Origin of the sequence: Pseudorhizobium flavum (assembly GCF_044142885.1) — a bacterium.
GTDB classification, from domain to species: domain Bacteria; phylum Pseudomonadota; class Alphaproteobacteria; order Rhizobiales; family Rhizobiaceae; genus Neorhizobium; species Neorhizobium flavum.
Genome location: NZ_JBIOKZ010000003.1, coordinates 394,818 through 416,789, shown reverse-complemented (window position 1 = coordinate 416,789; position 21,972 = coordinate 394,818). Strand labels below are relative to the sequence as shown.

At 63.4% G+C, this 21,972-nt stretch carries 22 protein-coding genes; 7 read left to right on the top strand and 15 right to left on the bottom strand.

The genetic code is table 11. The annotated features are described in order from the left end of the window. Positions 1 to 26: 26 nt before the first annotated feature. From ACEPP2_RS08875 to sdhC, 10 genes are all read right to left on the bottom strand, one after another. Positions 27 to 3,026 carry a 2-oxoglutarate dehydrogenase E1 component gene (locus tag ACEPP2_RS08875; RefSeq protein ID WP_395516355.1) on the bottom strand — a complete coding sequence of 1,000 codons (3,000 nt, stop codon included), beginning with the start codon at positions 3,024 to 3,026 and terminating at the stop codon, positions 27 to 29. A 200-nt stretch (positions 3,027 to 3,226) separates the two neighbouring features. Further along, positions 3,227 to 4,132, bottom strand: a complete 906-nt coding sequence (gene sucD, locus ACEPP2_RS08870; RefSeq protein ID WP_281977188.1) for a succinate--CoA ligase subunit alpha — start codon at positions 4,130 to 4,132, stop codon at positions 3,227 to 3,229. A gap of 17 nt (positions 4,133 to 4,149) precedes the next feature. Continuing rightward, positions 4,150 to 5,343 carry an ADP-forming succinate--CoA ligase subunit beta gene (sucC, locus tag ACEPP2_RS08865; RefSeq protein WP_395516354.1) on the bottom strand — a complete coding sequence of 398 codons (1,194 nt, stop codon included), beginning with the start codon at positions 5,341 to 5,343 and terminating at the stop codon, positions 4,150 to 4,152. Between the two features lie 31 nt (positions 5,344 to 5,374). After that, positions 5,375 to 6,337, bottom strand: coding sequence for a malate dehydrogenase (gene mdh, locus ACEPP2_RS08860; RefSeq protein WP_052640373.1), 963 nt, complete (start codon positions 6,335 to 6,337; stop codon positions 5,375 to 5,377). A gap of 161 nt (positions 6,338 to 6,498) precedes the next feature. After that, entirely contained in the window at positions 6,499 to 7,677 is a 1,179-nt protein-coding gene (zapE, locus tag ACEPP2_RS08855; protein ID WP_395516353.1) for a cell division protein ZapE, read from the bottom strand. 27 nt (positions 7,678 to 7,704) lie between these two features. Beyond that, positions 7,705 to 8,229, bottom strand: coding sequence for an AprI/Inh family metalloprotease inhibitor (locus ACEPP2_RS08850; protein WP_395516439.1), 525 nt, complete (start codon positions 8,227 to 8,229; stop codon positions 7,705 to 7,707). A gap of 167 nt (positions 8,230 to 8,396) precedes the next feature. Then, complete coding sequence (locus ACEPP2_RS08845) at positions 8,397 to 9,176, bottom strand: succinate dehydrogenase iron-sulfur subunit (protein WP_077549344.1); 780 nt, start codon at positions 9,174 to 9,176, stop codon at positions 8,397 to 8,399. Positions 9,177 to 9,194: 18 nt separating this feature from the next. Continuing rightward, the gene (sdhA, locus tag ACEPP2_RS08840; RefSeq protein WP_395516352.1) at positions 9,195 to 11,048 is read right to left on the bottom strand and encodes a succinate dehydrogenase flavoprotein subunit; all 1,854 of its coding nucleotides are present in this window, start codon (positions 11,046 to 11,048) and stop codon (positions 9,195 to 9,197) included. Between the two features lie 6 nt (positions 11,049 to 11,054). Continuing rightward, positions 11,055 to 11,435, bottom strand: coding sequence for a succinate dehydrogenase, hydrophobic membrane anchor protein (gene sdhD, locus ACEPP2_RS08835; RefSeq protein WP_077549342.1), 381 nt, complete (start codon positions 11,433 to 11,435; stop codon positions 11,055 to 11,057). A 10-nt stretch (positions 11,436 to 11,445) separates the two neighbouring features. After that, positions 11,446 to 11,838: a succinate dehydrogenase, cytochrome b556 subunit gene (gene sdhC, locus ACEPP2_RS08830; protein ID WP_052642298.1), complete on the bottom strand. Its 393-nt coding sequence runs from the start codon at positions 11,836 to 11,838 to the stop codon at positions 11,446 to 11,448. Between the two features lie 283 nt (positions 11,839 to 12,121). Here sdhC and ACEPP2_RS08825 point away from each other — a divergent pair, with 283 nt between their 5' ends. Continuing rightward, positions 12,122 to 12,472, top strand: coding sequence for a hypothetical protein (locus tag ACEPP2_RS08825; RefSeq protein WP_395516351.1), 351 nt, complete (start codon positions 12,122 to 12,124; stop codon positions 12,470 to 12,472). Here the strand turns inward: ACEPP2_RS08825 and ACEPP2_RS08820 are convergent. Genes ACEPP2_RS08820 through tsaD form a run of 5 tightly spaced genes read right to left on the bottom strand, consistent with a single transcriptional unit; the run spans position 12,469 to position 15,960 of the window. After that, entirely contained in the window at positions 12,469 to 13,113 is a 645-nt protein-coding gene (locus ACEPP2_RS08820) for a class I SAM-dependent methyltransferase (protein WP_395516350.1), read from the bottom strand. The genes ACEPP2_RS08825 and ACEPP2_RS08820 overlap by 4 nt on opposite strands. A gap of 7 nt (positions 13,114 to 13,120) precedes the next feature. Next, entirely contained in the window at positions 13,121 to 13,561 is a 441-nt protein-coding gene (locus tag ACEPP2_RS08815; protein ID WP_077549339.1) for an EVE domain-containing protein, read from the bottom strand. Positions 13,562 to 13,565: 4 nt separating this feature from the next. Beyond that, complete coding sequence (locus tag ACEPP2_RS08810) at positions 13,566 to 13,859, bottom strand: YciI-like protein (RefSeq protein ID WP_077549338.1); 294 nt, start codon at positions 13,857 to 13,859, stop codon at positions 13,566 to 13,568. A gap of 20 nt (positions 13,860 to 13,879) precedes the next feature. Continuing rightward, positions 13,880 to 14,866, bottom strand: a complete 987-nt coding sequence (locus ACEPP2_RS08805) for an NAD(P)H-dependent glycerol-3-phosphate dehydrogenase (protein WP_281977183.1) — start codon at positions 14,864 to 14,866, stop codon at positions 13,880 to 13,882. After that, complete coding sequence (gene tsaD / locus ACEPP2_RS08800) at positions 14,863 to 15,960, bottom strand: tRNA (adenosine(37)-N6)-threonylcarbamoyltransferase complex transferase subunit TsaD (RefSeq protein WP_077549337.1); 1,098 nt, start codon at positions 15,958 to 15,960, stop codon at positions 14,863 to 14,865. The genes ACEPP2_RS08805 and tsaD overlap by 4 nt, the downstream gene beginning before the upstream one ends. Positions 15,961 to 16,032: 72 nt before the next feature. On the opposite strand from tsaD, the gene hemC reads away from it, so the two are divergent. The 6 genes from hemC to ACEPP2_RS08770 all read left to right on the top strand — a co-directional run bounded on the left by hemC (position 16,033) and on the right by ACEPP2_RS08770 (position 21,969). Beyond that, positions 16,033 to 16,962, top strand: coding sequence for a hydroxymethylbilane synthase (gene hemC / locus ACEPP2_RS08795; protein ID WP_395516349.1), 930 nt, complete (start codon positions 16,033 to 16,035; stop codon positions 16,960 to 16,962). Between the two features lie 4 nt (positions 16,963 to 16,966). Continuing rightward, complete coding sequence (locus ACEPP2_RS08790; RefSeq protein WP_395516348.1) at positions 16,967 to 17,686, top strand: uroporphyrinogen-III synthase; 720 nt, start codon at positions 16,967 to 16,969, stop codon at positions 17,684 to 17,686. An 89-nt stretch (positions 17,687 to 17,775) separates the two neighbouring features. Further along, positions 17,776 to 19,029: a mitofilin family membrane protein gene (locus tag ACEPP2_RS08785; protein ID WP_395516347.1), complete on the top strand. Its 1,254-nt coding sequence runs from the start codon at positions 17,776 to 17,778 to the stop codon at positions 19,027 to 19,029. An 11-nt stretch (positions 19,030 to 19,040) separates the two neighbouring features. Continuing rightward, positions 19,041 to 20,690, top strand: coding sequence for a heme biosynthesis protein HemY (locus ACEPP2_RS08780; RefSeq protein WP_395516346.1), 1,650 nt, complete (start codon positions 19,041 to 19,043; stop codon positions 20,688 to 20,690). 11 nt (positions 20,691 to 20,701) lie between these two features. Further along, a complete protein-coding gene (locus ACEPP2_RS08775; protein ID WP_077549332.1) occupies positions 20,702 to 21,166 on the top strand; it encodes a tellurite resistance TerB family protein in 465 nt (154 codons plus the stop codon). 20 nt (positions 21,167 to 21,186) lie between these two features. Continuing rightward, the gene (locus tag ACEPP2_RS08770) at positions 21,187 to 21,969 is read left to right on the top strand and encodes a glutamine amidotransferase (protein ID WP_395516345.1); all 783 of its coding nucleotides are present in this window, start codon (positions 21,187 to 21,189) and stop codon (positions 21,967 to 21,969) included. Positions 21,970 to 21,972 lie beyond the last annotated feature (3 nt).

Below are 21,972 nucleotides of genomic sequence, written 5' to 3'. Positions count from 1 at the left end.
TGTCGATCTTGTCGCTGGCGGCCAGATCAGCCGCCAAGCGCGTCTTCGAGGAATGCTTCGAGCTGGGCGAGGTGCTTCGACATCAGGCCCGTCGCCGGCGATGCCGCTGCAGGGCGGCCGGTGTAACGAACCCGCTGGTACTTGGCATCGATATGCGCCAGCACCCATTCCAGATAGGGGTCGATGAACGCCCACGCACCCATGTTCTTTGGTTCTTCCTGGCACCAGACCATCTCCGCATTGCGGAAGCGGGACAGCTCGTTGATCAGCGCCTTCGCCGGGAACGGGTAAAGCTGCTCGATGCGAAGCAGGTAGACGTCGTCGATGCCGCGCTTCTCGCGCTCTTCCAGCAGATCGTAGTAGACCTTGCCGGTGCACATGACGACGCGACGGATCTTGGCATCCTTCTGCAGCTTGATCGGGCCGTCCTTGATGACTTCCGCATCGTCCCACAGCAGGCGATGGAAGGCAGACTCACCGGCCATCTCCGCGAGGGTTGACGTCGCCCGCTTGTGACGCAGCAGCGACTTCGGCGTCATCAGGATCAGCGGCTTGCGGAAGTCGCGCTTCACCTGCCGGCGCAGGATGTGGAAGTAGTTCGCCGGCGTCGTGCAGTTGGCGACCTGCATGTTGTCCTCGGCGCACATCTGCAGCCAGCGCTCCAGACGGGCAGACGAATGCTCGGGACCCTGACCTTCGTAACCGTGCGGCAGCAGGCAGACGAGGCCCGACATGCGCAGCCACTTGCGCTCACCCGACGAGATGAACTGGTCGAAGACGACCTGCGCGCCGTTGGCGAAGTCACCGAACTGCGCTTCCCAGAGCGTTAGCGCATTCGGACGCGCCAGCGAATAGCCATACTCGAATCCGAGCACCGCCTCTTCGGAGAGCATCGAGTTGATGACCTCGTACCGCGCCTGTGTCGGCGCGAGGTTGGAAAGCGGGATGTAGCGCTCTTCAGTCTCCTGGTCATAGAGGACCGAATGGCGCTGCGAGAAGGTGCCGCGCTCGCAGTCCTGGCCCGACAGGCGGATCTTGGTGCCCTCCACGGCCAGCGAGCCGAAGGCCAGCGCTTCCGCCATCGCCCAGTCGATCCCCTCGCCCGTTTCCACCATCTGGGCGCGGTTTTCCATGAAGCGCTTGATCGTGCGGTGCGCGTTGAAGCCCTCCGGGATAGTCGACAGCTTGCGGCCGATCTCCTTTAGCTGCTTCATCGGCACGGACGTCTTGCCGCGGCGCTGCTCGTCGGCATTGTCGGCAGAGCGCAGCCCTGACCAGACGCCATCGAGCCAGTCAGCCTTGTTCGGCTTGTAGGTCTGGCCGGCCTCGAATTCCTGTTCCAGGTGAGCGCGCCAGTCGGCCTTCATCTTCTCGAACTCGCCATCGGTGATCAGCCCTTCGGCGATCAGGCGTTCTGCGTAGAGCTGGGCCACCGTCTTGTGCGCGCGGATGACCTTGTACATCTTCGGCTGCGTGAACGCCGGCTCGTCGCCTTCGTTGTGGCCGAAGCGGCGGTAGCAGAACATGTCCACGACAACCGGCTTGTGGAACTTCATCCGGTATTCGGTAGCCACCTTGGCGGCATAGACGACGGACTCCGGATCGTCGCCGTTGACGTGGAAGATCGGCGCTTCGATCATCTTGGCCACGTCGGACGGATAAGGCGACGAGCGCGAGAACGCGGGGTTCGTCGTAAATCCGATCTGGTTGTTGATGATGAAGTGGATCATCCCCGCGACGCGGTGACCGCGCAGGCCGGACAAGCCGAGGATTTCGGCCACGACGCCCTGGCCTGCAAAGGCAGCATCGCCGTGCAGCAGCAGCGGCAGAACCTTCGCCCGTTCGTTGAGCGGAATGATGCCGTCCTTGTCGAACGTCTTGGCCAGCATGTCCTGCTTAGCTCGCGCCTTGCCCATGACGACCGGGTTGACGATCTCCAGGTGCGAGGGGTTCGCGGTCAGCGACAGGTGCACCTTGTTGCCGTCGAACTCGCGGTCGGAGGAAGCGCCGAGGTGATACTTGACGTCGCCCGAGCCTTCGACGTCGTCCGGCTTAAACGATCCGCCTTTGAACTCGTGGAACACCGCGCGATGCGGCTTGCCCATGACGTTCGTCAGCACGTTCAAGCGACCGCGGTGGGCCATGCCCAGCACGATCTCTTCGAGGCCTTCCTGTCCGCCGCGCTTGATGATCTGCTCGAGCGCCGGGATGAGCGACTCACCGCCATCGAGACCGAAGCGCTTGGTGCCCTTGAAGCGCACGTCGAGGAACTGCTCGTAGCCTTCGGCCTCGACCAGTTTCTGCAGGATCGCCTTCTTGCCGTTCGGCGTGAACTCGACGCCCTTGTCGGGCCCTTCGATCCGCTCCTGGATCCACTGCTTCTCCTCGGGATTGGAGATGTGCATGAACTCGACGCCCATGGTCGAACAGTAGGTCCGCTTCAGGATGTCGAGCATTTCCGGGATGGTCGCGTATTCCAGCCCGAGCACGTTGTCGATGAAGATCCGGCGATCATAGTCGGCTTCCGTGAAACCGTAGGAAGTCGGCGAAAGCTCGTCGTAATCTTCGACCGGGATGGCCAGCCCGAGCGGATCGAGCTTGGCGTGCAGGTGGCCGCGCATGCGATAGGCGCGGATCATCATGATGGCACGTACGGAATCGCGGGTGGCCTGCAGCACTTCGGCCTCATTGACGACCGTGCCGGATGAGGCAGCGGCGGCCTCGGCTTTCGCCTTGACCTTGCCCTCGATCGCCTTCTCCACCATCGGCCAGTTGCCGTCCAGCGCCGCGACCAGGTCACCACCCGGGGTAACCGGCCAGTTCCGGCGCTGCCAGGACGCACCGGCTGCTGCCTTCTTCACGTCCTCCGGGTTGTCGGCGAGCGCCTTGAAGAAGGACTGCCATTCCGGCCCAACCGAATTGGCGTTCTCCTCGTACCGGGCATAGAGCTGCTCGATATAGGAGGCATTGGCGCCGTCCAGGAAGGAGGTGATGAGAAACTGCTCGTTGGCTTCTTGCCGTGCCATGGTTCTACTGCGGACGCCGCGTCCGCCTCCTGACATAATTGAAGGCCGGAGACTGGGCGCCGGCCACCGCCATCAAACTGCAATCGCCGGCGCTAGGCCGGCACACCGCGTCTACCGACGCTGAACCCGGGCAGGCGACGCATGTTCCTCGTCGCCGGCCCGAAGCGTATCCGATGCGGTCAACGCATCGCTATGTGGCCTCAGCCCTTGAGGACTTCAACCAGCGTCTTGCCGAGGCGCGCCGGGGATGGCGAAACCTTGATGCCGGCCGCTTCCATGGCCGCGATCTTCGATTCCGCATCACCCTTGCCGCCGGAAACGACGGCGCCGGCATGGCCCATGGTGCGACCCTTCGGAGCCGTACGGCCGGCAATGAAGCCTGCCATCGGCTTCTTGCGGCCCTTCTTGGCTTCGTCGATCAGGAACTGGGCTGCGTCTTCCTCAGCCGAGCCGCCGATCTCGCCGATCATGATGATCGACTGCGTCGCTTCGTCGGCAAGGAACATTTCTAGCACGTCGATGAACTCGGTGCCCTTGACAGGATCGCCGCCGATGCCGACGGCCGTCGTCTGGCCGAGGCCCTCGTTCGAGGTCTGGAACACGGCCTCGTAGGTCAGCGTGCCGGAACGCGACACGATGCCGACCGACCCCTTGCGGAAGATCGAGCCCGGCATGATGCCGATCTTGCATTCTTCCGGCGTCAGGATGCCCGGGCAGTTCGGGCCGAGCAGGCGCGACTTCGACTTGTCGAGCTTGGCCTTCACCCGCACCATGTCCATGACCGGGATGCCCTCGGTGATGCAGGTGATGAACGGGACTTCAGCCTCAATCGCCTCGATGATCGCGTCCGCGGCACCCGCCGGCGGAACGTAGATCACGGTCGCGTCGGCGCCGGTCCGCTCCTTGGCTTCGGCAACGGAGGTGAAGATCGGCAGCGAGGTGCCGTCGACGCCCGACGACCAGGATTCGCCACCCTTCTTCGGGTGCACGCCACCAACCATCTTGGTTCCGTAGTAGGCGAGCGCCTGTTCAGTGTGGAAGGTGCCGGTCTTGCCGGTCAGGCCCTGGACGATGACCTTGGTGTCTTTGTTGACGAGAATAGACATTTTGCGGTCCTTCCAGGTTAGGCTTCGATCGCCGCGACGATCTTCTTCGCCGCGTCGTCAAGGTCGTCAGCCGCAGTGATCGCGAGGCCGGATTCGTTCAGGATCTTCTTGCCGAGCTCGACGTTGGTTCCTTCCAGGCGCACGACGAGCGGAACCTTCAGGCCAACCTCCTGCACCGCAGCAACCACGCCTTCCGCAATCACGTCGCAGCGCATGATGCCGCCGAAGATGTTGACGAGGATGCCCTCGACCTTCGGGTCGGCGGTAATGATCTTGAAGGCTGCCGCCACCTTCTCCTTGCCGGCGCCGCCGCCGACGTCGCAGAAGTTCGCCGGTTCCTTGCCGTAGAGCTTGATGATGTCCATCGTCGCCATAGCGAGACCGGCACCGTTGACCATGCAGCCAATGTTGCCGTCCAGAGCCACATAGGCGAGGTCCCACTTGGAGGCCTCGATTTCCTTGGCGTCTTCCTCTGTCTCGTCACGCAGCGCCCGCACGTCGTCGTGACGGAACAGCGCATTGCCGTCGAACGAAACCTTGGCGTCGAGAACGCGCAGATGGCCGTTTTGCATGACGATCAGCGGGTTGATCTCGAGCAGCGACATGTCCTTCTCGGAGAAGGCCTTGTAGAGGATCGGGAAGAGGGTCTTCGCGTCCTCGGCCGCAGCACCCGTCAGTTCGAGCGCCTTGGAAATCTTCGACACGTCGTCCGCCGTCACGCCGGTTCCCGGATCGATGGCGATCGTATGGATCTTTTCAGGCGTGTCGTGGGCAACGGCTTCGATATCCATCCCCCCCTCGGTCGACACGACGAAGGCTACGCGGCCAACGGAGCGATCGACCAGCAGCGAACAGTAGAGTTCGCGAGCGATGTCCGCACCATCCTCGATGTAGAGGCGGTTGACCTGCTTGCCGGCGTCGCCGGTCTGGGCGGTCACCAGCGTGTTGCCGAGCATGTCCTTGACGTTGGCGATGACTTCGTCGACGGACTTTGCGAGACGGACGCCGCCCTTCGCGTCAGGACCCAGTTCCTTGAACTTGCCCTTGCCGCGGCCGCCGGCATGAATCTGGCTTTTGACCACGTAGAGCGGGCCGGGGAGCGACTTCGCTGCAGCTTCCGCTTCTTCGGCCTTCATAATGGCCACGCCTTCCGCGACCGGCGCACCGTAGCTCTTCAGAAGAGCCTTGGCCTGATATTCATGGATGTTCATCAGCTTGTCCTTGGATGGTTGGCTGGTGCGATTACTTGAGTGCCGGAGCGATGTTGATGCAGGCCTCGCAGAGGCCGGCGACCGCGCCGACGGACTTCTGGAAGGCCGCTTCTTCGTCCTTGTTGAATTCGACTTCGATGACGCGCTCGACGCCGCCGGCACCGATCACGGTCGGCACGCCGACATACATGTCCTTCACGCCGTACTGGCCAGTGAGGTGAGCAGCGACAGGCAGGACGCGCTTCTTGTCCTTGAGGTAGGATTCAGCCATCTCGATCGCCGAGGCAGCCGGTGCATAATAGGCGGAACCGGTCTTCAGCAGGCCGACGATCTCGGCGCCACCGTCGCGGGTACGCTGGATGATCTGCTCGAGACGCTCCTGCGTCGTCCAGCCCATCTTGACGAGATCCGTCAGCGGAATGCCGGCAACCGTCGAGTAACGGGCGAGAGGCACCATTGTGTCGCCATGGCCGCCGAGGACGAATGCCGTGACGTCCTGGACCGAGACGTTGAATTCTTCGGCGATGAACAGGCGGAAGCGTGCGGAGTCGAGAACGCCCGCCATGCCGACTACCATGTTCTTCGGCAGGCCGGAGAACTTCTGCAGCGCCCAGACCATGGCGTCGAGCGGGTTGGTGATGCAGATCACGAAGGCGTTCGGTGCATACTTCTTAATGCCGGCACCAACCTGCTCCATCACCTTGAGATTGATGCCGAGGAGATCATCGCGGCTCATGCCCGGCTTGCGGGCCACACCGGCGGTGACGATGCAGACATCGGCGCCTTCGATGGCGGCATAGTCACTGGCACCGGTCAGCTTGGCATTGAAACCGTCGACCGGCGAGGACTGCGCAATATCCAGTCCCTTACCCTGCGGGATACCATCGGCGATATCGAACAGGACGATGTCGCCCAGCTCCTTGAGGCCGGCCAGATGCGCCAGCGTGCCACCAATCATGCCGGAACCAATAAGTGCGATCTTCTTGCGCGCCATAAATAGCTTCCTCTCGCGATCAAAACCTGTTGGCTGACACGGCTCGCGGCCCGCCAATATGCCCACCGCCATACCGACAACCGTTGAAATTGGCAACCGGTTCTTTTGGCCACAGCATTTTCAATCGGTTAGATCATCATTATCTTACGTAAACGTAAGATTTATAGTGGCGTCACGGAACTGTTTCGGTGCCGCTGGCGATGCAACGCGGCATAGTCAGCACTCCGCATCTCGAAGAGACGGGAAACCGTACGATCGAATTCGAATCCCTCCGTGCCGCGTCTTTCGGCCAGCAGGTCTTCCGGTTGGGCGGCCGCCGAGACGTAAAGACGTATGGCATTGTCGTAGAGCGTGTCGACGAGGTTGATGAACCGCTTCGTCTCGTTGCGCTTTTCCGGACCGAGCTGCGGCACGCGCTCGAGAAATACGGAGTCGTAACGTTCGGCGATGGCGAGGTAGTCGGCTGCACTCAGCGGACGCTCGCACAGGTCGGCAAAGGAAAACCTGGCGGTCCGCCCGGCTGCCGCGGGAACCGGAATGGAGCGCCCCTTCCGCGGCACCTCGGACGGCGCCGTCTTCGCCCCGTCCGTCACCTGGTGCCAGGTCGACTCCATGGTCGCATCCGCCTGCGGGCCGAGAGGCGTGACATAAACCGGCAGGTTTGCCAGCTTCTGCATCCGGTAGTCCGTCTCGGAGTCCAGCGTCGTGACCTCGACATGCCTGCGCAGGAGATCGATGAAGGGCAGGAACAGCCCCCTGTTCAAACCATCCTTGTAGAGGTTTTCAGGCGCGACATTGGATGTGGCGACCAGCACGCAGCCGAGCGAGAAAAGCTCCGTGAACAGACGCGCGAGGATCATCGCGTCGGTAATGTCGGTGACGGAGAACTCGTCGAAGCAGAGCAACTCCGCTTCCGCATAGATCGACGCGGCGACAGGCGGGATGGGATCAGGATCACGCACCGCGCCGTTCTTCACCTTCATGCGATGCTCATGGACCCGGCCATGCACATCCGCCATGAACTCATGGAAATGGGCGCGCCGCTTTCGGTCCGTCGCTGCCTGCTTGAAGAACATTTCCATCAGCATGGTCTTGCCGCGGCCGACGCTGCCGTGGATGTAGAGCCCGCGGATCGGTTTGGGCCGTCCGCTGCCCTTGGCAAACAACCAGCCGAGCGCACTCTTCTTCTTGGCAGGCCGAGCATCGCGGAGGTCACCCAGAACCCGGTCCAGCTTGGCCGCAACATCCAGTTGGGCACGGTCCGACCTCAGCTTCCCGGCCTCCGCCAGGGCCTTCAGCTCCTCTACGACGCTGTGCGTGTAGTCGGGGATTACGTCCATGAAATGCTGCGGCGTTCCCTGCGCCGCTTAGCGGCTCAGGCTGACCGGTTGGCCCGAATTGGTGGTGCCGTCGAAGCGGTTCTCGGCCGACTTGTAGACGCGGCCGATCACGTTGCCCGCGCGATCCTTGAACTGCACCATCTTGCCCGACACTTCCCAGGATCCCATGGCCGTGAGCTCTCCCGCACAACCGCGAGTGCCGCCGCGCGAACCGCTGCCGAGATTGGTGAGCGTCAGGAACATGTCGCAGGATGAACCGGCATAGGAGACACGCCAGTTGCCGACCATCTGTTCCTTGGTGACATCGAGCGCCGTGGCCGGAGCAGCCGAAGCATTCGGATCAAGCGCGGCGGTCTCCTGCTGCGGAGCCGTCGGGAACTGGCTTGCACCACCCGGCGGCGGCAGCTGGTTGGACTGTACCGAGGGGACGGGCTGTGCCTGCAGGGGAGCGGGCTGAGACGGCAGATTGTCGTATGGGCTATAGGAAGTACGCTGGCAACCCGCCAGGGCGACGACGACTACCAAGCCGGTTGCGACATATCTGAACTTCATCATTCACTCCGATCTTTGCCTGCTGCCGTTGCTATGGATGAAAGAAGGCGGAATTATCGCGAAGAGCTGTCTCAAATCAAGACAGGGCGGAACTCTCCGCCTGGGATGCCCTTGATGCGGAACATGGGCCAGCGCTGCTCAACATCAAGCAATGCCCCCGCATTTCTCTAGAGGCGGCGCTCGACCATCATCTTCTTGATCTCTGCAATCGCCTTGGCCGGGTTCAAGCCCTTCGGACAGGTCTGCGCGCAGTTCATGATCGTATGGCAGCGATAGAGCCGGAACGGATCCTCGAGGTTGTCCAGACGCTCGCCCTTCGCCTCGTCGCGCGAGTCGATGAGCCACCGATAGGCCTGCAGCAGGACGGCGGGACCGAGATAACGGTCGCCGTTCCACCAGTAGCTGGGACAGGAGGTGGAGCAGCAGGCGCAGAGAATGCACTCGTAGAGCCCGTCGAGCTTCAGCCGGTCCTCATGGCTCTGCTTCCACTCCTTCGCCGGCGGCGGCGAAACCGTCTTGAGCCAAGGCTCGATCGAACGGTGCTGCGCATAGAAGTTCGTCAGGTCCGGCACCAGGTCCTTCACCACCGGCATGTGTGGCAGGGGGTAGACCTTCACCGTTCCATTGATGTCGTCCATGCCCTTGGTGCAGGCCAGCGTGTTCGAGCCGTCGATGTTCATCGCGCACGAGCCGCAGATACCCTCACGGCAGGAGCGGCGGAGCGTCAGGGTCGGATCGATGTTGTTCTTGATGTAGAGAAGGCCATCGAGCACCATCGGTCCGCAGTCGTCGATGTCGACATAGTAGGTGTCGATCCGCGGGTTCTGGCCGTCGTCCGGATTCCAGCGATAGATCCGGTACTCGCGAAGATTGGTGGCGCCGTCCGGCTTCGGCCAGACCTTGCCTTCGGTCATCTGCGAGTTTTTCGGTAGAGCGAGTTCAACCATGTCCGGGTCCTCTCGGGATCAGTAGACGCGGGCCTTGGGCTCGATCTTCGCAGGATCGATGCCATCGGCAATGAGTTCCGTATGAACCGGGCGATAGTCCAGCTTCACGTCGCCAGCTTCGTTGACCCAGGCAAGCGTATGCTTGCGCCAGTTCACGTCGTCGCGACCACCGAACGGGCCTTCCGTAAAGTCCTCGCGGGCGTGGCTGCCACGGCTTTCCTTGCGTGCTTCGGCGCCGTAGACGGTGGTGATGGCGTTCGCCATCAGGTTCTCCAGCTCCAGCGTCTCCACGAGGTCGGAATTCCAGATCATCGAGCGGTCGGTGACCTTGACGTCCTTCAGCTCGTCCCAGATCGCCGACATGCGGCGGCAGCCGGATTCCAGCGACTCCTGGGTGCGGAAGACGGCAGCATCTTCCTGCATGGTTCGCTGCATCTTGTCGCGCAGCACCGCCGTCGGCGTCCCGCCATTGGCGTTCCGCAGCCGGTCGAAGCGGTCCATGATCTTGTCGCAGGCGGCAGTGTTGAGCGCCGGCACGGGTGCTGCCCGGTCGATCACCTCGCCTGCACGGATTGCGGCGGCACGGCCGAAGACGACAAGGTCGATCAGCGAGTTCGAGCCAAGCCGGTTCGCGCCATGGACGGACGCGCAGCCGGCCTCGCCGACAGCCATCAGGCCGGGAGCGATCCGCTCCGGATTGGCACCGTCCGCGTTCAGGACCTCTCCCCAGAAGTTGGTCGGGATGCCGCCCATGTTGTAGTGCACGGTCGGCAGGACGGGGATCGGCTCGCGGGTCACGTCGACGCCGGCGAAGATCTTGGCGCTCTCGGAGATGCCCGGCAGGCGTTCGTGAAGAACGGCTGGATCCAGGTGATCGAGATGCAGGAAGATGTGGTCCTTGTTCTTGCCGACGCCGCGACCCTCGCGGATCTCCAGCGTCATGCAGCGGGAGACCACGTCGCGCGAAGCCAGGTCCTTGGCGGACGGCGCATAGCGCTCCATGAAACGCTCGCCTTCGGAATTCACGAGGTATCCGCCCTCGCCGCGCGCGCCTTCGGTAATCAGACAGCCGGATCCGTAGATGCCTGTCGGGTGGAACTGGACGAACTCCATGTCCTGCAGCGGCAGCCCGGCACGCGCGATCATGCCGCCACCGTCTCCGGTGCAGGTATGCGCGGAAGTTGCCGAGAAGTAGGCGCGGCCATAACCACCGGTTGCCAGCACCACCATCTTGGCGGCGAAGCGATGGATCGTGCCGTCGTCCAGATTCCAGGCGACGACCCCTGTGCAGCGACCGTCGTCCGACATGATCAGGTCGAGCGCGAAATACTCGATGAAGAATTCGGCGTTGTTGCGCAGAGACTGGCCGTAGAGCGTGTGCAGGATCGCATGGCCCGTGCGGTCGGCGGCAGCGCAGGTACGCTGCACCGGCGGGCCGGCGCCGTAGTTCTGCATGTGGCCGCCGAACGGCCGCTGGTAGATCTTGCCTTCCTCGTTCCGAGAGAAGGGAACGCCGTAATGTTCCAACTCATAGACGGCCTTGGGCGCTTCCATGGCGAGATATTGCATGGCATCGACATCGCCCAGCCAGTCGGAGCCCTTGACGGTATCGTAGAGGTGCCACTGCCAGCAATCCGGCGTCATGTTGGTCAGCGAGGCGGCGATACCACCCTGTGCAGCCACGGTGTGGGAACGCGTCGGGAAGACCTTGGTGATGCAGGCCGTCTTGAAGCCCTGCTCGGCCATGCCGAGCGTCGCCCTGAGGCCCGCGCCGCCGGCGCCCACGACGATCACGTCATAGGAGTGGTCGACATAGGTATAGGCCTTGCCGGTCTGGGATGTCCCCTGCGCAATGGGAGTGATCGATGCCATGGCGGATTATCCTGCAAATGCGATTTTCAGGACGGCGATAAGACAGAGACCGCCGATCAGAAGCGAGAAGGAAGCGTTGAGGATGAGAAGCACGACCTTCATACCCTCGTTATGGACATAGTCCTGGATCACCTCTTCCATGCCGAGGCGCATGTGGATCACCGTCGCCAGCACCGTCAGCGCGTTGATCGCGGCGACGAATGGGTTGGCCAGAGCGCCAACGACCTCTGCATAGGGACGACCCACGTACATGATCAGGAAGACGATGTAGAAAAGGACGAGCGGAACAAGCGCGACCGATGTGGTGCGAACTTTCCAGAAGTGATCAGTACCGCTTTTGGCAGAGCCAAGGCCGCGGACCTTGCCGAGGGGCGTACGCATATCCATGAACTTCTCCTCAGCGAACCATGACGACGACGATCCAGACGAGGATCGTGAGCGCGATCGAAGCGGCGAGATTGGCCTTGGCGAGCTTCGTGGAGAATTCCTTCTCGAAGCCGTAGCCGAGGTCCCACATGATGTGGCGCAGGCCGCCGAGCAGGTGGTGCAGCAAGGCCCATGTAAAGCCGAAGAGGATGATTTGGCCAACCAGCGACCCAAACAGCGCATTCGCCTGGTTGAAGCTCTCCTCACCGGAAGCAGCGGCGACGAGCCAGGCTGCGATGAGAATCATGCCGAAGTAGAGAGCAGCACCGGTAATGCGGTGCATGATCGACATCGCCATGGTTGGAATGAACCTGTAAACCTGCAGATGCGGCGACAGGGGCCGGTTTTTCGTCACATTCGCCATCAGGACCTCGCGGCGTTGAAGCGGCATGCGGGCGTTGCACCCGCCAATGCACCATGCCGAAGAAATGTGCATTGCATCATTGAGCGTGGTTTAATGCCCGATATACCCTACGACAAGCGAATTCAAACGGATTTCAAATTTAAATCGATTGGGGTCGAAACCCTTCAATCCCCGCCTCTTCCGCCCTGCGGATTAACCAAATCCGGCAATAGCCCCACAGCCATGGCGACTTCCCTAGGACAACTGTGTTAACCTTCCGTTAACGCTTGAACTGGAGGTCATGATGACCGGAAAACCTTTCACGGTGGCCGCGCTCGCATGCGCCCTCGCGATATCCGGGGCCTATCCCGCTCTTGCCGGAAACGGCTGGAACAGCTCCTCGCGCAGCTTCGGCCATCACCACTATCACAAGGCCGGTCCGTCCGTAGGCTATTCCAGCCCCGTCACGCATCTTCGGCGCATCGGTACGTTCAGCCGATCCGTCTGGGTCATCAATCGCAACCAGCCAGCAACGCCCGCACCGATTCTCGCACCCAAGGCAACAGTCATCCACGTCGACAGCGGCCTGAGGCTCGGGGGATCGGCGAATGCATGTTCTTACGAAGCCGGCGTCTGCGTCATCCGCGGCAACTAGGTGAACCGCCAGACCGTCGTCTTCTTCACCTCGCTGTCTTCCAGCGCCCGCGTGACCGACACCTCATAGGTCGCAAGCCCCTCGAGGCAGTCCTTCGGTAGGTAGCTCCGGCCCGGATCGCCGACCAGCACGACAACACCCTGCCCGGCCAGCCGCTTGAACCAGGGCAGGAGACTATCCGCAAAGCTCTTGTCGTAGAACACGTCGCCTGCCAGAATCACGTCGGCATCGACAGCGCAGCCGACCACGTCCATATCGGTGCAATGAAGCCCCACTCCGTTAGCCGCAGCATTCAACGCAACGGCGTCAGAGCTCCACGGGTCGATATCGGCTGCAAGGACGTCCACCGCCCCCGCAAGGCCGGCCGCGATGGCGACGAGACCGGAGCCCGTCGCAACATCCAGCACGCGTTTTCCCCTCACAGTCTCCGGATGATCGAGGATGTAGCGCGCCAGTCCCTGACCGCCGGCCCAGGCAAAGGCCCAGAAGGGAGGAGGAAGGCCGATCTCTTCCAGTTCATCCTCCGTCTTCTGCCAGAGGTCATGCGCCTCGTCCGCAAGATGCAGGCGAATCTCCGGCACATGCGGCGGCGCCTGCAGCGTCGTGTTGGCAAGAATGAAGCTGCGCGGATCGGTCTTCACGCCGAGGTCATTCCGGCGAGCGAGGCGGATTCTCCAACCCGCCGAGGCGGCAAATCTCCAGGTATTCTTCATCCGTCACGGGCTGCACGGACAGCCGCATGGACGTCACCAGCGACATCGTCTTGAACTTCGGGTTCGCCTTGATGTCCTTTAGCGTCACCGGCTTCGGCATGTCGCACACGGCACGGATGTCGACGCAGTCCCAGCGTGCGTCATCCCCTGCCGTGGAATCGGGATGGCTGAGTGCGCAGACCTCGACGATCCCGACGATCTCCAGCCCCTCGTTGGAATGATAGAAGAAGCCCTTATCGCCGAGCGTCATTGCCCGCATGTTGTTGCGGGCCTGGTAGTTGCGAACGCCTGTCCATTCCTCGCCGGCCTGTCCCTTGGCCTTCTGCATTTCCCAGGACCAGACATTCGGCTCGGACTTGAAAAGCCAGTACGCCATTGTCTCAGGCCTCCGGCTTGTTGAAGACCCAGTTGTAGGGCTTCACCTCGACCTTCTCAAAGAGGCCCGCTTGGTAATACGGATCGGCTTCGGCAAGCGCTCTCGCTGCCGCCATGTCTTCCGCCTCGACGATCACGAGGCTGCCGTTCGGCTTGCCGTCGTCGTCAAGGAAAGGACCTGCCATCTTCAGCGTGCCGTCGGCATTCAGCTTGTTAAGGTGCTCGAGATGCGCCGGGCGGGTGTCCATTCGTACGTTGAGATGGCCGGGCTTGTCGGTGCAGAGGAAGGCGAAAAGCATCTGGGAATTCTCTCCGTTGGTCATTCGGTGGTGATCGGACGGGTCATCAGCCGCTCGACCGCTTCGGGTATGGCAAGTTTCCCGGCGATGATGTCGGCAACGGCATTGGTGATCGGCAAGTCCACGCCTTGCCTTCTGCCCAGGTCAGCGGCGACCGCCGCCGCGAACGCACCTTCGACCAGTTCGCTGCTCCCGCCATTATGCGTCTGCTGGCCGAGCGCGATACCGTAGCGAAGGTTGCGGGACTGCTGGCTGGTCCCCGTCAGGACGAGATCACCCAATCCCGACAGTCCACGCACCGTCTCCGCTTTCCCGCCCATGCCGTCCACCAGACGCGACATCTCGGCAAGTCCGCGGGAAATGAGGGCGGCACGCGCGGATTCACCGAGCCCCGCTCCCTCCACGATTCCACAGGCAATCGCCAGGACATTCTTGAGAGCACCGCCCAACTGAACACCGATACGGTCTGCCGACGAATAGAGCCGGAATGTCGGGGTCGAGAGTGACTCGGCCAGCCTTTCGGCAAGCTCGGCATCGCGCGCCGCGATGGTCATCGCCGTCGGCAGGCCGCGGACGATATCCGCCGCGAAGCCAGGCCCGCTCAGCGCAGCAGCTGGCCTGTCACTCAACTCCCGCTCCAGCACATCGGTCAGCAGCGCTCCGGATGCACGCTCCAGCCCCTTGGCACAGGTGACGACGGCAGCATCATGTTTGAGATAGGGAGCATAATGGCGGGCGGCATCGGCCTGCGCCTGCGACGGCATTGCAAAGAGGACGATGTCCGCCTCTGAAATCGCATCTGGCTCCGCCGAAAACTCCAGCGCATCCGGAAGCGGAACACCCGGCAGGGCTCCGTCATGCATCCGCAAGTCGCGCAGATCACTCATCAGGGCCGGATTGCGGCCGACCAGCGTGACCTTGAGGCGGTCCTGCAGGGCCATGACCGCGGCGAGCGCCGTACCGAAGGCTCCGGCTCCAATGACGACCACGTTCTCGGATGCCGTCATGCCTTCGCTCCTCGTTTGCCGGACCCGAGCACGGTCTGTGCGCTCATATCGAGTGGCCAGCGCGACCGCGGCTGGACATCGAGCGGATCGGAGGGAAGGTCCACTGCCATACGCTCCAGACCCGCCCAGGCGATCATCGCGGCATTGTCGGTGCAAAGTCGCATCGGCGGCGCCACGAAGCGAAAGCCGTGTTCGATGCAGAGAGCCTGCAAGGTACGCCGGATCTCCTGGTTAGCAGCCACCCCGCCTGCGACCACCAAGGCCGGCTGAATGCGGTTGTCGGCATATTCGGTGCGGAATCGCGCGAGGCCACGGCCGATCCGGTCCTGCAGCGTCCGGGAGATCGCCTTCTGGAACGAGGCGCAGATATCGGCGACATCCTTTTCGCTGAGCGGGGCGATCTCTGTCGCCGCCTGCCGGACCGCGGTCTTCAGCCCGGAGAACGAGAAGTCGAGCCGCGCTTCCCCGACCAGCGGCCGCGGCAGCTTGAAGCGATCCGGATCCCCTTCCTGCGCCGCGCGCTCTACGGCAGGTCCGCCGGGATAGGGCAGGCCCAGGAGCTTAGCGGTCTTGTCAAACGCTTCGCCAAGCGCATCGTCTATCGTCGTGCCCCAGCGTTCATACTCTCCGGCACCGCGCACCAGGACGAGCTGCGTGTGCCCCCCGGAGACCAGCAGCATCAGGTAGGGAAATGCGAGGCCGTCCGTCAGCCGGGCGGTCAGCGCATGACCCTCGAGGTGGTTGATGGCAAAGAGAGGCTTGCCGGTGACCCGGGCGATCGCCTTGCCGGTCATCAGACCGACGATCAGCCCCCCGATCAGGCCGGGCCCGGACGTGGCGGCCACCGCATCGATCTCCGAGAGGGAGACCTTTGCCTGCACCAGCGCTTCTTCGACCAGCCCATCCAGCGCCTCGACATGGGCGCGGGCGGCGATCTCCGGCACCACACCGCCATAGGCGCTATGCTCGTCGAGCTGCGACAAAACGACATCAGAGAGTATCTCGCCCCGCCCGTCTTCATGCCGGCAGACCACGGCAGCCGCGGTTTCATCGCAGCTTGTTTCGATGCCGAGGATGCGCAGAAAGGGCATCATGAGCCTATCGTTGATTGCGGGACAGGGCGAAGCCGGTTACCAAGGCCTCCGGTTAACAACGGACGAAAGCGGATGCAAACAAAACCTTTCCGGATCGGCACGCGCGGCAGCCCGCTCGCGCTGGCGCAGGCAGCGGAAACACGGGCCCGGCTGATGGCCGCGCATGACCTGCCCGAGGAGATGTTCGAGATCGTGGTCCTGTCCACCACGGGCGACCGCGTCACCGACCGGCCGCTGAGCGAGATCGGCGGCAAGGGCCTGTTCACGCTGGAACTGGAAGAGCAGCTTTCATCCGGCGAACTCGATTTCGCCGTTCATTCCTCCAAGGACATGCCGACGGTTCTCCCGAACGGGTTGCATATCTCGGCCTACCTGCCGCGCGAGGATATTCGTGATGCATTGATCGGCCGTACGGCCCCGAGCCTCACTGCCCTGCCCGATGGCGCAACCGTCGGCACAGCCTCACTTCGCCGGCAGGCCCTCGTCCGCCGCATCCGACCGGACATACAGGTCACCATCTTCCGGGGCTCCGTCGGCACGCGGCTGCGCAAGCTCGACGAGGGCCATGTCGATGCCACCCTGCTTGCGTTCGCCGGACTGAAACGGCTGGCAAGGGAGGAAGTCGTCACGGAACTGCTCGATCCGGAACACTTCCCGCCAGCGCCGGCCCAGGGGGCGATCTGCATCGAGAGCCGCATCGGCGACAAGCGGGTGGATACACTGCTGGAAGCCGTCAACGACCGGCCCACCTATGATGCCGTCAGCTGCGAGCGCGCCTTCCTGATGGCGCTCGACGGCTCATGTCGCACGCCGATCGCCGGCTATGCCCTCTGCGACGGCGATCACCTTCGCTTCTCCGGCCTCATCCTGACGCCGGACGGCCAGAAGGAGTATTCCGTGGAGGTCGACGGAATGCGGGCGGAGGCCGAAGCGCTTGGCCGAAGGGCGGGCGAGACCGTACGGACCGCCGCAGGGCCCGGTTTCTTCGAGACCTGGAGCTAGCATCTTGCGCGTCCTCGTCACACGTCCCGAACGAGCCGCGGCCAGGACCCTGGAGCGGCTGAGGGCTCTGGGGCACGATCCCGTCCCCTTCCCCGTCACCGCGGCCGAGCAGCATCCGGAGCCGGTACGCGAGGCACTCGAGAAGCCGCACAGCGCGATCCTGGTGACCAGCGCCGAGGCCGTTCGCGTCCTGTGGTCTCTTGGCGATGCGATCTCCAGCCACCTCGGCGAAACCGTCTTTGCCGTCGGGGAAGCCACGGCCACGGCGCTGCGTGATACCGGTTTTTCCGATCTCCGCATTGCCGAGGGGACCGGTGCCAGCATGATACGCCTTTTCGGCGGAGAGTTCGCTCAACTGGCTGCGATCTCGCCGCTGCTTTATCTCGCGGGCTACCCTCGCTCGTCCGCACTGGAAGCAGGACTGGCCGATCTCGGGGCGGCCGTAAACGTGGTAGAAGCCTATCGAATGCATCCACTCCCGCTAGCGTCCGGGGCGGTGGAAGCAGTTCTCTGCCATCGGCCGGTCCACGCCGTCCTGTTCTACTCGCGGGAGACCGCCAGGCAGTTTTTCAAGGTTACGACCGGTGACGCGCTCGGCGCCCTCCTTGGGGTGCCCCTGCTGTGCCTGAGCGCGAATGTCAGCGAGGCCATTCCGGATAGCCTGCACTCCAACATTCGGGTTGCGGCGGGTCCGGACGAGGAGAGCCTCCTCGCCCTCCTTTAGTCTGTCACACGGCCCAAAATCGGCTTGGCCCCTTTCCTTCGCACGCCCTCCTTACTAGTTTCAGAAGGAAGTTGCAGAACGAGGTCTTGATGGAACCGGAAAAGCCGAACCGCCGCCCGAAGGCTAAGAAAGAACCGACCACGATCGACCTGACGGCGGAGGAGGCATCGGTCGCCGAGCCCGTGCGCAGCAACGATTCCGACAACGGGACAGACACTTCGCCTGAGACTTCCTTCGAGGAGAAACCGACGGCAGAAAGCGCAGCAGGCTCCCTGCCGCCACAATCGGAGAATGCTGACGCAGAGACCTCGCCGGATCCTATGCCGACGGAACCCCAGCCGGAGCCGATAGCCGCGCCGGAGGATACCATGGCCCAGCAGGAAGAGCCCGCACCGCCGGCGCGATCCTCGGGCCCGTCTGCTTCCACACTTGTCGCAGCCGGTATTTTCGGTGGCATCGTCGCGCTCGCCCTCGCTGGCAGCATGCAATATGCCGGCTACCTCCCCGCCGCTGCACCGCCGCAGAATTCGAGCGCGGATATTCAGGCACTGCGCCAGGAAGTCGAAGCCCTTCGTCAGGCGCCGGCTTCAGCTCCTGCACCGGCTCCCGATCCGGAACTCGCTTCTCGTCTGGACGCCCTCGAGACGGCAGTCGCGCAACGCGCCGACGACAGCGGGATCGAGGGAAGACTTGCCTCGCTGGAGCAGCAATTGCAGTCGGTCCAGAAGGCTTCCCAGGGGACTGCATCGGAGAATTCCGCGCGCCTGGATGAGTTGCAGGGTCGTCTCGACACAGCCGAGGCAAAGCTGAATGAACCGGGAGCGGAGGAAGCCGCGGCACGCGCCATTGCTGCTGCCGCCCTGAAGGCTGCCATCGACCGTGGCGGCGCGTTTGCCGGCGAACTCGACACCTTCGCCGCCGTCTCGCCCGATCCCCAGGTCGCAGACCAGCTTCGCCCCTATGCCGAGGATGGCGTTCCCACCCACGCTCAGTTGGTGGAACAGTTCGCCTCGGCAAGGGAGGCGATCCTGGATGCCGTTTCCGCGCCACAGGAAGACCAGGGCATAACCAGCCGTCTGATGTCCAGCGCCCTGTCCGTCGTCAAGGTGCGCCGCACCGGTGATGCACAGGGTGACGACCCGGAAGCCATCGTCTCCCGGATCGAGAATGCACTTCAGTCGGGCAACCTTGCGGCTGCGGCAACCGAATGGGACGCCCTGCCGCAAGAGGCCAAGGACGCCTCCGCGGACTTCAAGCAGGCGCTGGATGCACGCATTGCCGTGAACGGGCTTATTGGCGATGCTCTGACCCGCGCCGTCAGCGAAACCGGCGCACAGAACTGAGGAATGGCAGAATGATCAGATTGTTAGCGTTCATCATTGTCGTCCTCGCCCTCGGCTGGGGCTTCGCCTGGCTGGCGGACCGCCCTGGCCTGATTGCGATCACCTGGCAGGAGTACCTGATCGAAACGAGCCTGATGGTCGCGGCGACCGGCGTCGCCGCCTTGATTGCGGCGGTGATGATCCTCTGGTGGCTGGTTCAACTGATCTGGACTTCTCCCCATTCCGTGCGTCGTTTTTTCCGCGCCCGCAAGCGTGACAGAGGCTACCAGGCCCTCTCCACCGGCTTGATCGCCGCAGGCGCCGGCAATGCCATTCTTGCTCGCAAGATGAGCCTGCGCGCACAGGGCCTGCTGCGGGCCGACCAGGAGCCGCTGCTCCACCTCCTAGACGCCCAGGCTGCGTTGATCGAGGGGCGCCACGACGATGCGCGCCGGCGCTTCGAACGTATGGCCGAAGACCCGGAGACGCGCGAGCTTGGCCTCCGCGGACTTTACGTTGAAGCGCGCCGTGCCGGAGCCGACGGAGCGGCACGGCAATATGCTGAACGCGCCGCTGAACACGCGCCCTATCTCCCTTGGGCGGCAGAGGCGACGCTGGAAACCCGCTGTCGGGAAGGCCGGTGGGACGAAGCCATCCGCCTGCTGGAACAGCAGCGCATCGCCAATGTCATCGACCGGAAGCAGGCGGATCGCTGGAAGGCCGTCCTCCTGACCGCAAAGGCCGGCGAGCGGCTGGAAGCCGACCCCAGGGGCGCCCGCGACGACGCTCTGGCGGCGCTGAAGCTAGCCAAGGATCTGGTTCCCGCCGCCATCATCGCGGCCAAGGCCTATCTGCGCGAAGACAATATCCGCCGCGCCGCATCCGTGCTTGAAGGGGTGTGGAAGGTATCGCCGCATCCGGAGATTGCCAGAACCTATGTCCGGGCCAGAAGCGGTGACAGTGCGGTCGACCGCCTGAAGCGGGCCGAGAAGCTGGAAGCGGCGCGTCCCAACAATGTTGAATCCCTGGTCGCCGTCGCCGAAGCGGCCCTCGATGCGCGGGAGCTGAAGCGGGCCCGGGAGAAAGCCGAAGCGGCTTCCCGCATGAGTCCCCGGGAAAGTATCTATCTGCTGCTGGCCGACATCGAGGAAGCTGATACCGGAGATCAGGGCCGCATCCGCCACTGGATGGCACAGGCGCTTCGGGCTCCGCGCGACCCAGCGTGGGTGGCCGACGGTCTCGTATCCGAGCACTGGCTGCCGATGTCGCCCGTTTCCGGCCGCATCGATGCGTTCGAGTGGAAAGTGCCCTTTGGGCAACTCGAGGGTCCTGTCGAGGAAGGCGATCTCGCCGGCAAGGCAATTGCGGAACTGCCGCCGGTAACCTCGGAGCGCGAGCCCGAGCCGGAACCCGAGCAGAAGCAATCGGACACGATGCTGGACGTGACACCCGCAGCGCCTGCAGAGCCTGAAACGGCGCCCGCGCCTGCCAATACCGCGACGGACAACAAGCGCGACAAGAACCGCGTCATCCCGCTTGCTGCAGGCGCGGAACAGAAGGCGCCGCCGGCAAGGAAGGAAGAGGCGGAGCCCGACCCGTTCTTCGGCCGACCGCCGGATGATCCAGGCGTCAAGGATCCCTCTGCATCTTCCCACCCCGCCAATCGCCTCCGGCTGTTCTGAGAGGCCGGCCGATGTTCGAACGCTTCCAGGCCTTCATCCAGAATCTTGCTGCACGTGAACCGGAGCGCGCATTCGCGCCGGGGGACCCGCGCGTCGCATTTGCAGGCCTCTGTTTCCAGGTCATGGAAGCAGACGGAACCGTCTCGGACGAGGAGCAACGGCACCTCCGCGACCTGCTCCGGGAGCGCTACGACCTCACCGAAGAGCAACTGACCGAACTGATGCATGCCGGGCGTGACGCAGGGCAGGAGGCGGTGGACTACTACCGCTTCACCTCCGACCTCGGCCGGCACCTCGACCCCGACCAGCGCGTCGAGCTCCTGGGCGTGCTTTGGGACCTCGTTCACGCCGATGGCAAGCGAAGCGAGATGGAGGACCACGTGATTTGGCGGATCGCCGACCTGCTCGGCGTATCCCCCCGCGATCGCGTCCTGCAGCGCCAGGGGGCAGAGGCGCGATCCGAGCCCGAGGCATGATGCCCAAGAGCAGGCCGTCCATGCCCAGCAAGCCACCCGGTGCGCAGCGGAAGCTTCCGGTACTGGTCGTGTTGCACCAGGAGAATTCCTCGTCGGGCCGCGTTGGGCAGATGCTGGTCGAGAAGGGTTTTCCGCTCGACATCCGCCGGCCCGTCCTCGGTGATCCGCTGCCGGAGACACTTGCGGGGCATTCCGGCGCCGTCATCTTCGGCGGCCCGATGAGCGCCAATGATCCCGAACCGTACATCCACAAGGAAACGGACTGGATCGGAGTGCCGCTGAAGGAAAACAAGCCTTTCCTCGGCATCTGCCTCGGCGCGCAGATGATGGTTCGCCATCTCGGGGGAACGGTCGCGGCACACAAGAACGACTTGACCGAAATCGGCTGGTATCCTCTCCGGGCGACGGAGCATGGCCGGCTGCTCATGCCGCACTGGCCGCAGATGGTCTATCATTTCCATAGGGAAGGTTTCAGCCTGCCCCACGGTGCCCAGCGCCTTGCGGAAGGCGATGCCTATCCCAACCAGGCGATCCGCTATGGCGACAATGCGTGGGGCGTGCAGTTTCACGCCGAACTGACGCGCGCCATGATGCAGCGCTGGGTGGTGCGCGGCGAGCACCGCTTCATCATGCCGAATGCGCAGAAGGGCAGCGAGCATCTCGAGGGGCGGATGATCTTTGATGCGCCGCTCCGGCAGTGGCTCTGGCACTTCCTCGATCTGATCTTTGAACGCGATGCAGCGTCGACAATCGCGAGAGAGGTGGTCAGGACGGGGGCTTCTACCCGCGTCACTGCCGGATGAACA

Bases quoted from the DNA above. Each gene is read 5' to 3' on its own strand.
- ACEPP2_RS08875 (WP_395516355.1), bottom strand. From the start codon at position 3,026: ATGGCACGGCAAGAAGCCAACGAGCAGTTTCTCATCACCTCCTTCCTG.
- sucD (WP_281977188.1), bottom strand. From the start codon at position 4,132: ATGTCTATTCTCGTCAACAAAGACACCAAGGTCATCGTCCAGGGCCTG.
- sucC (WP_395516354.1), bottom strand. From the start codon at position 5,343: ATGAACATCCATGAATATCAGGCCAAGGCTCTTCTGAAGAGCTACGGT.
- mdh (WP_052640373.1), bottom strand. From the start codon at position 6,337: ATGGCGCGCAAGAAGATCGCACTTATTGGTTCCGGCATGATTGGTGGC.
- zapE (WP_395516353.1), bottom strand. From the start codon at position 7,677: ATGGACGTAATCCCCGACTACACGCACAGCGTCGTAGAGGAGCTGAAG.
- ACEPP2_RS08850 (WP_395516439.1), bottom strand. From the start codon at position 8,229: ATGAAGTTCAGATATGTCGCAACCGGCTTGGTAGTCGTCGTCGCCCTG.
- ACEPP2_RS08845 (WP_077549344.1), bottom strand. From the start codon at position 9,176: ATGGTTGAACTCGCTCTACCGAAAAACTCGCAGATGACCGAAGGCAAG.
- sdhA (WP_395516352.1), bottom strand. From the start codon at position 11,048: ATGGCATCGATCACTCCCATTGCGCAGGGGACATCCCAGACCGGCAAG.
- sdhD (WP_077549342.1), bottom strand. From the start codon at position 11,435: ATGGATATGCGTACGCCCCTCGGCAAGGTCCGCGGCCTTGGCTCTGCC.
- sdhC (WP_052642298.1), bottom strand. From the start codon at position 11,838: ATGGCGAATGTGACGAAAAACCGGCCCCTGTCGCCGCATCTGCAGGTT.
- ACEPP2_RS08825 (WP_395516351.1), top strand. From the start codon at position 12,122: ATGACCGGAAAACCTTTCACGGTGGCCGCGCTCGCATGCGCCCTCGCG.
- ACEPP2_RS08815 (WP_077549339.1), bottom strand. From the start codon at position 13,561: ATGGCGTACTGGCTTTTCAAGTCCGAGCCGAATGTCTGGTCCTGGGAA.
- ACEPP2_RS08810 (WP_077549338.1), bottom strand. From the start codon at position 13,859: ATGCTTTTCGCCTTCCTCTGCACCGACAAGCCCGGCCATCTCAACGTA.
- ACEPP2_RS08805 (WP_281977183.1), bottom strand. From the start codon at position 14,866: ATGACGGCATCCGAGAACGTGGTCGTCATTGGAGCCGGAGCCTTCGGT.
- tsaD (WP_077549337.1), bottom strand. From the start codon at position 15,960: ATGATGCCCTTTCTGCGCATCCTCGGCATCGAAACAAGCTGCGATGAA.
- hemC (WP_395516349.1), top strand. From the start codon at position 16,033: ATGCAAACAAAACCTTTCCGGATCGGCACGCGCGGCAGCCCGCTCGCG.
- ACEPP2_RS08785 (WP_395516347.1), top strand. From the start codon at position 17,776: ATGGAACCGGAAAAGCCGAACCGCCGCCCGAAGGCTAAGAAAGAACCG.
- ACEPP2_RS08780 (WP_395516346.1), top strand. From the start codon at position 19,041: ATGATCAGATTGTTAGCGTTCATCATTGTCGTCCTCGCCCTCGGCTGG.
- ACEPP2_RS08775 (WP_077549332.1), top strand. From the start codon at position 20,702: ATGTTCGAACGCTTCCAGGCCTTCATCCAGAATCTTGCTGCACGTGAA.
- ACEPP2_RS08770 (WP_395516345.1), top strand. From the start codon at position 21,187: ATGCCCAGCAAGCCACCCGGTGCGCAGCGGAAGCTTCCGGTACTGGTC.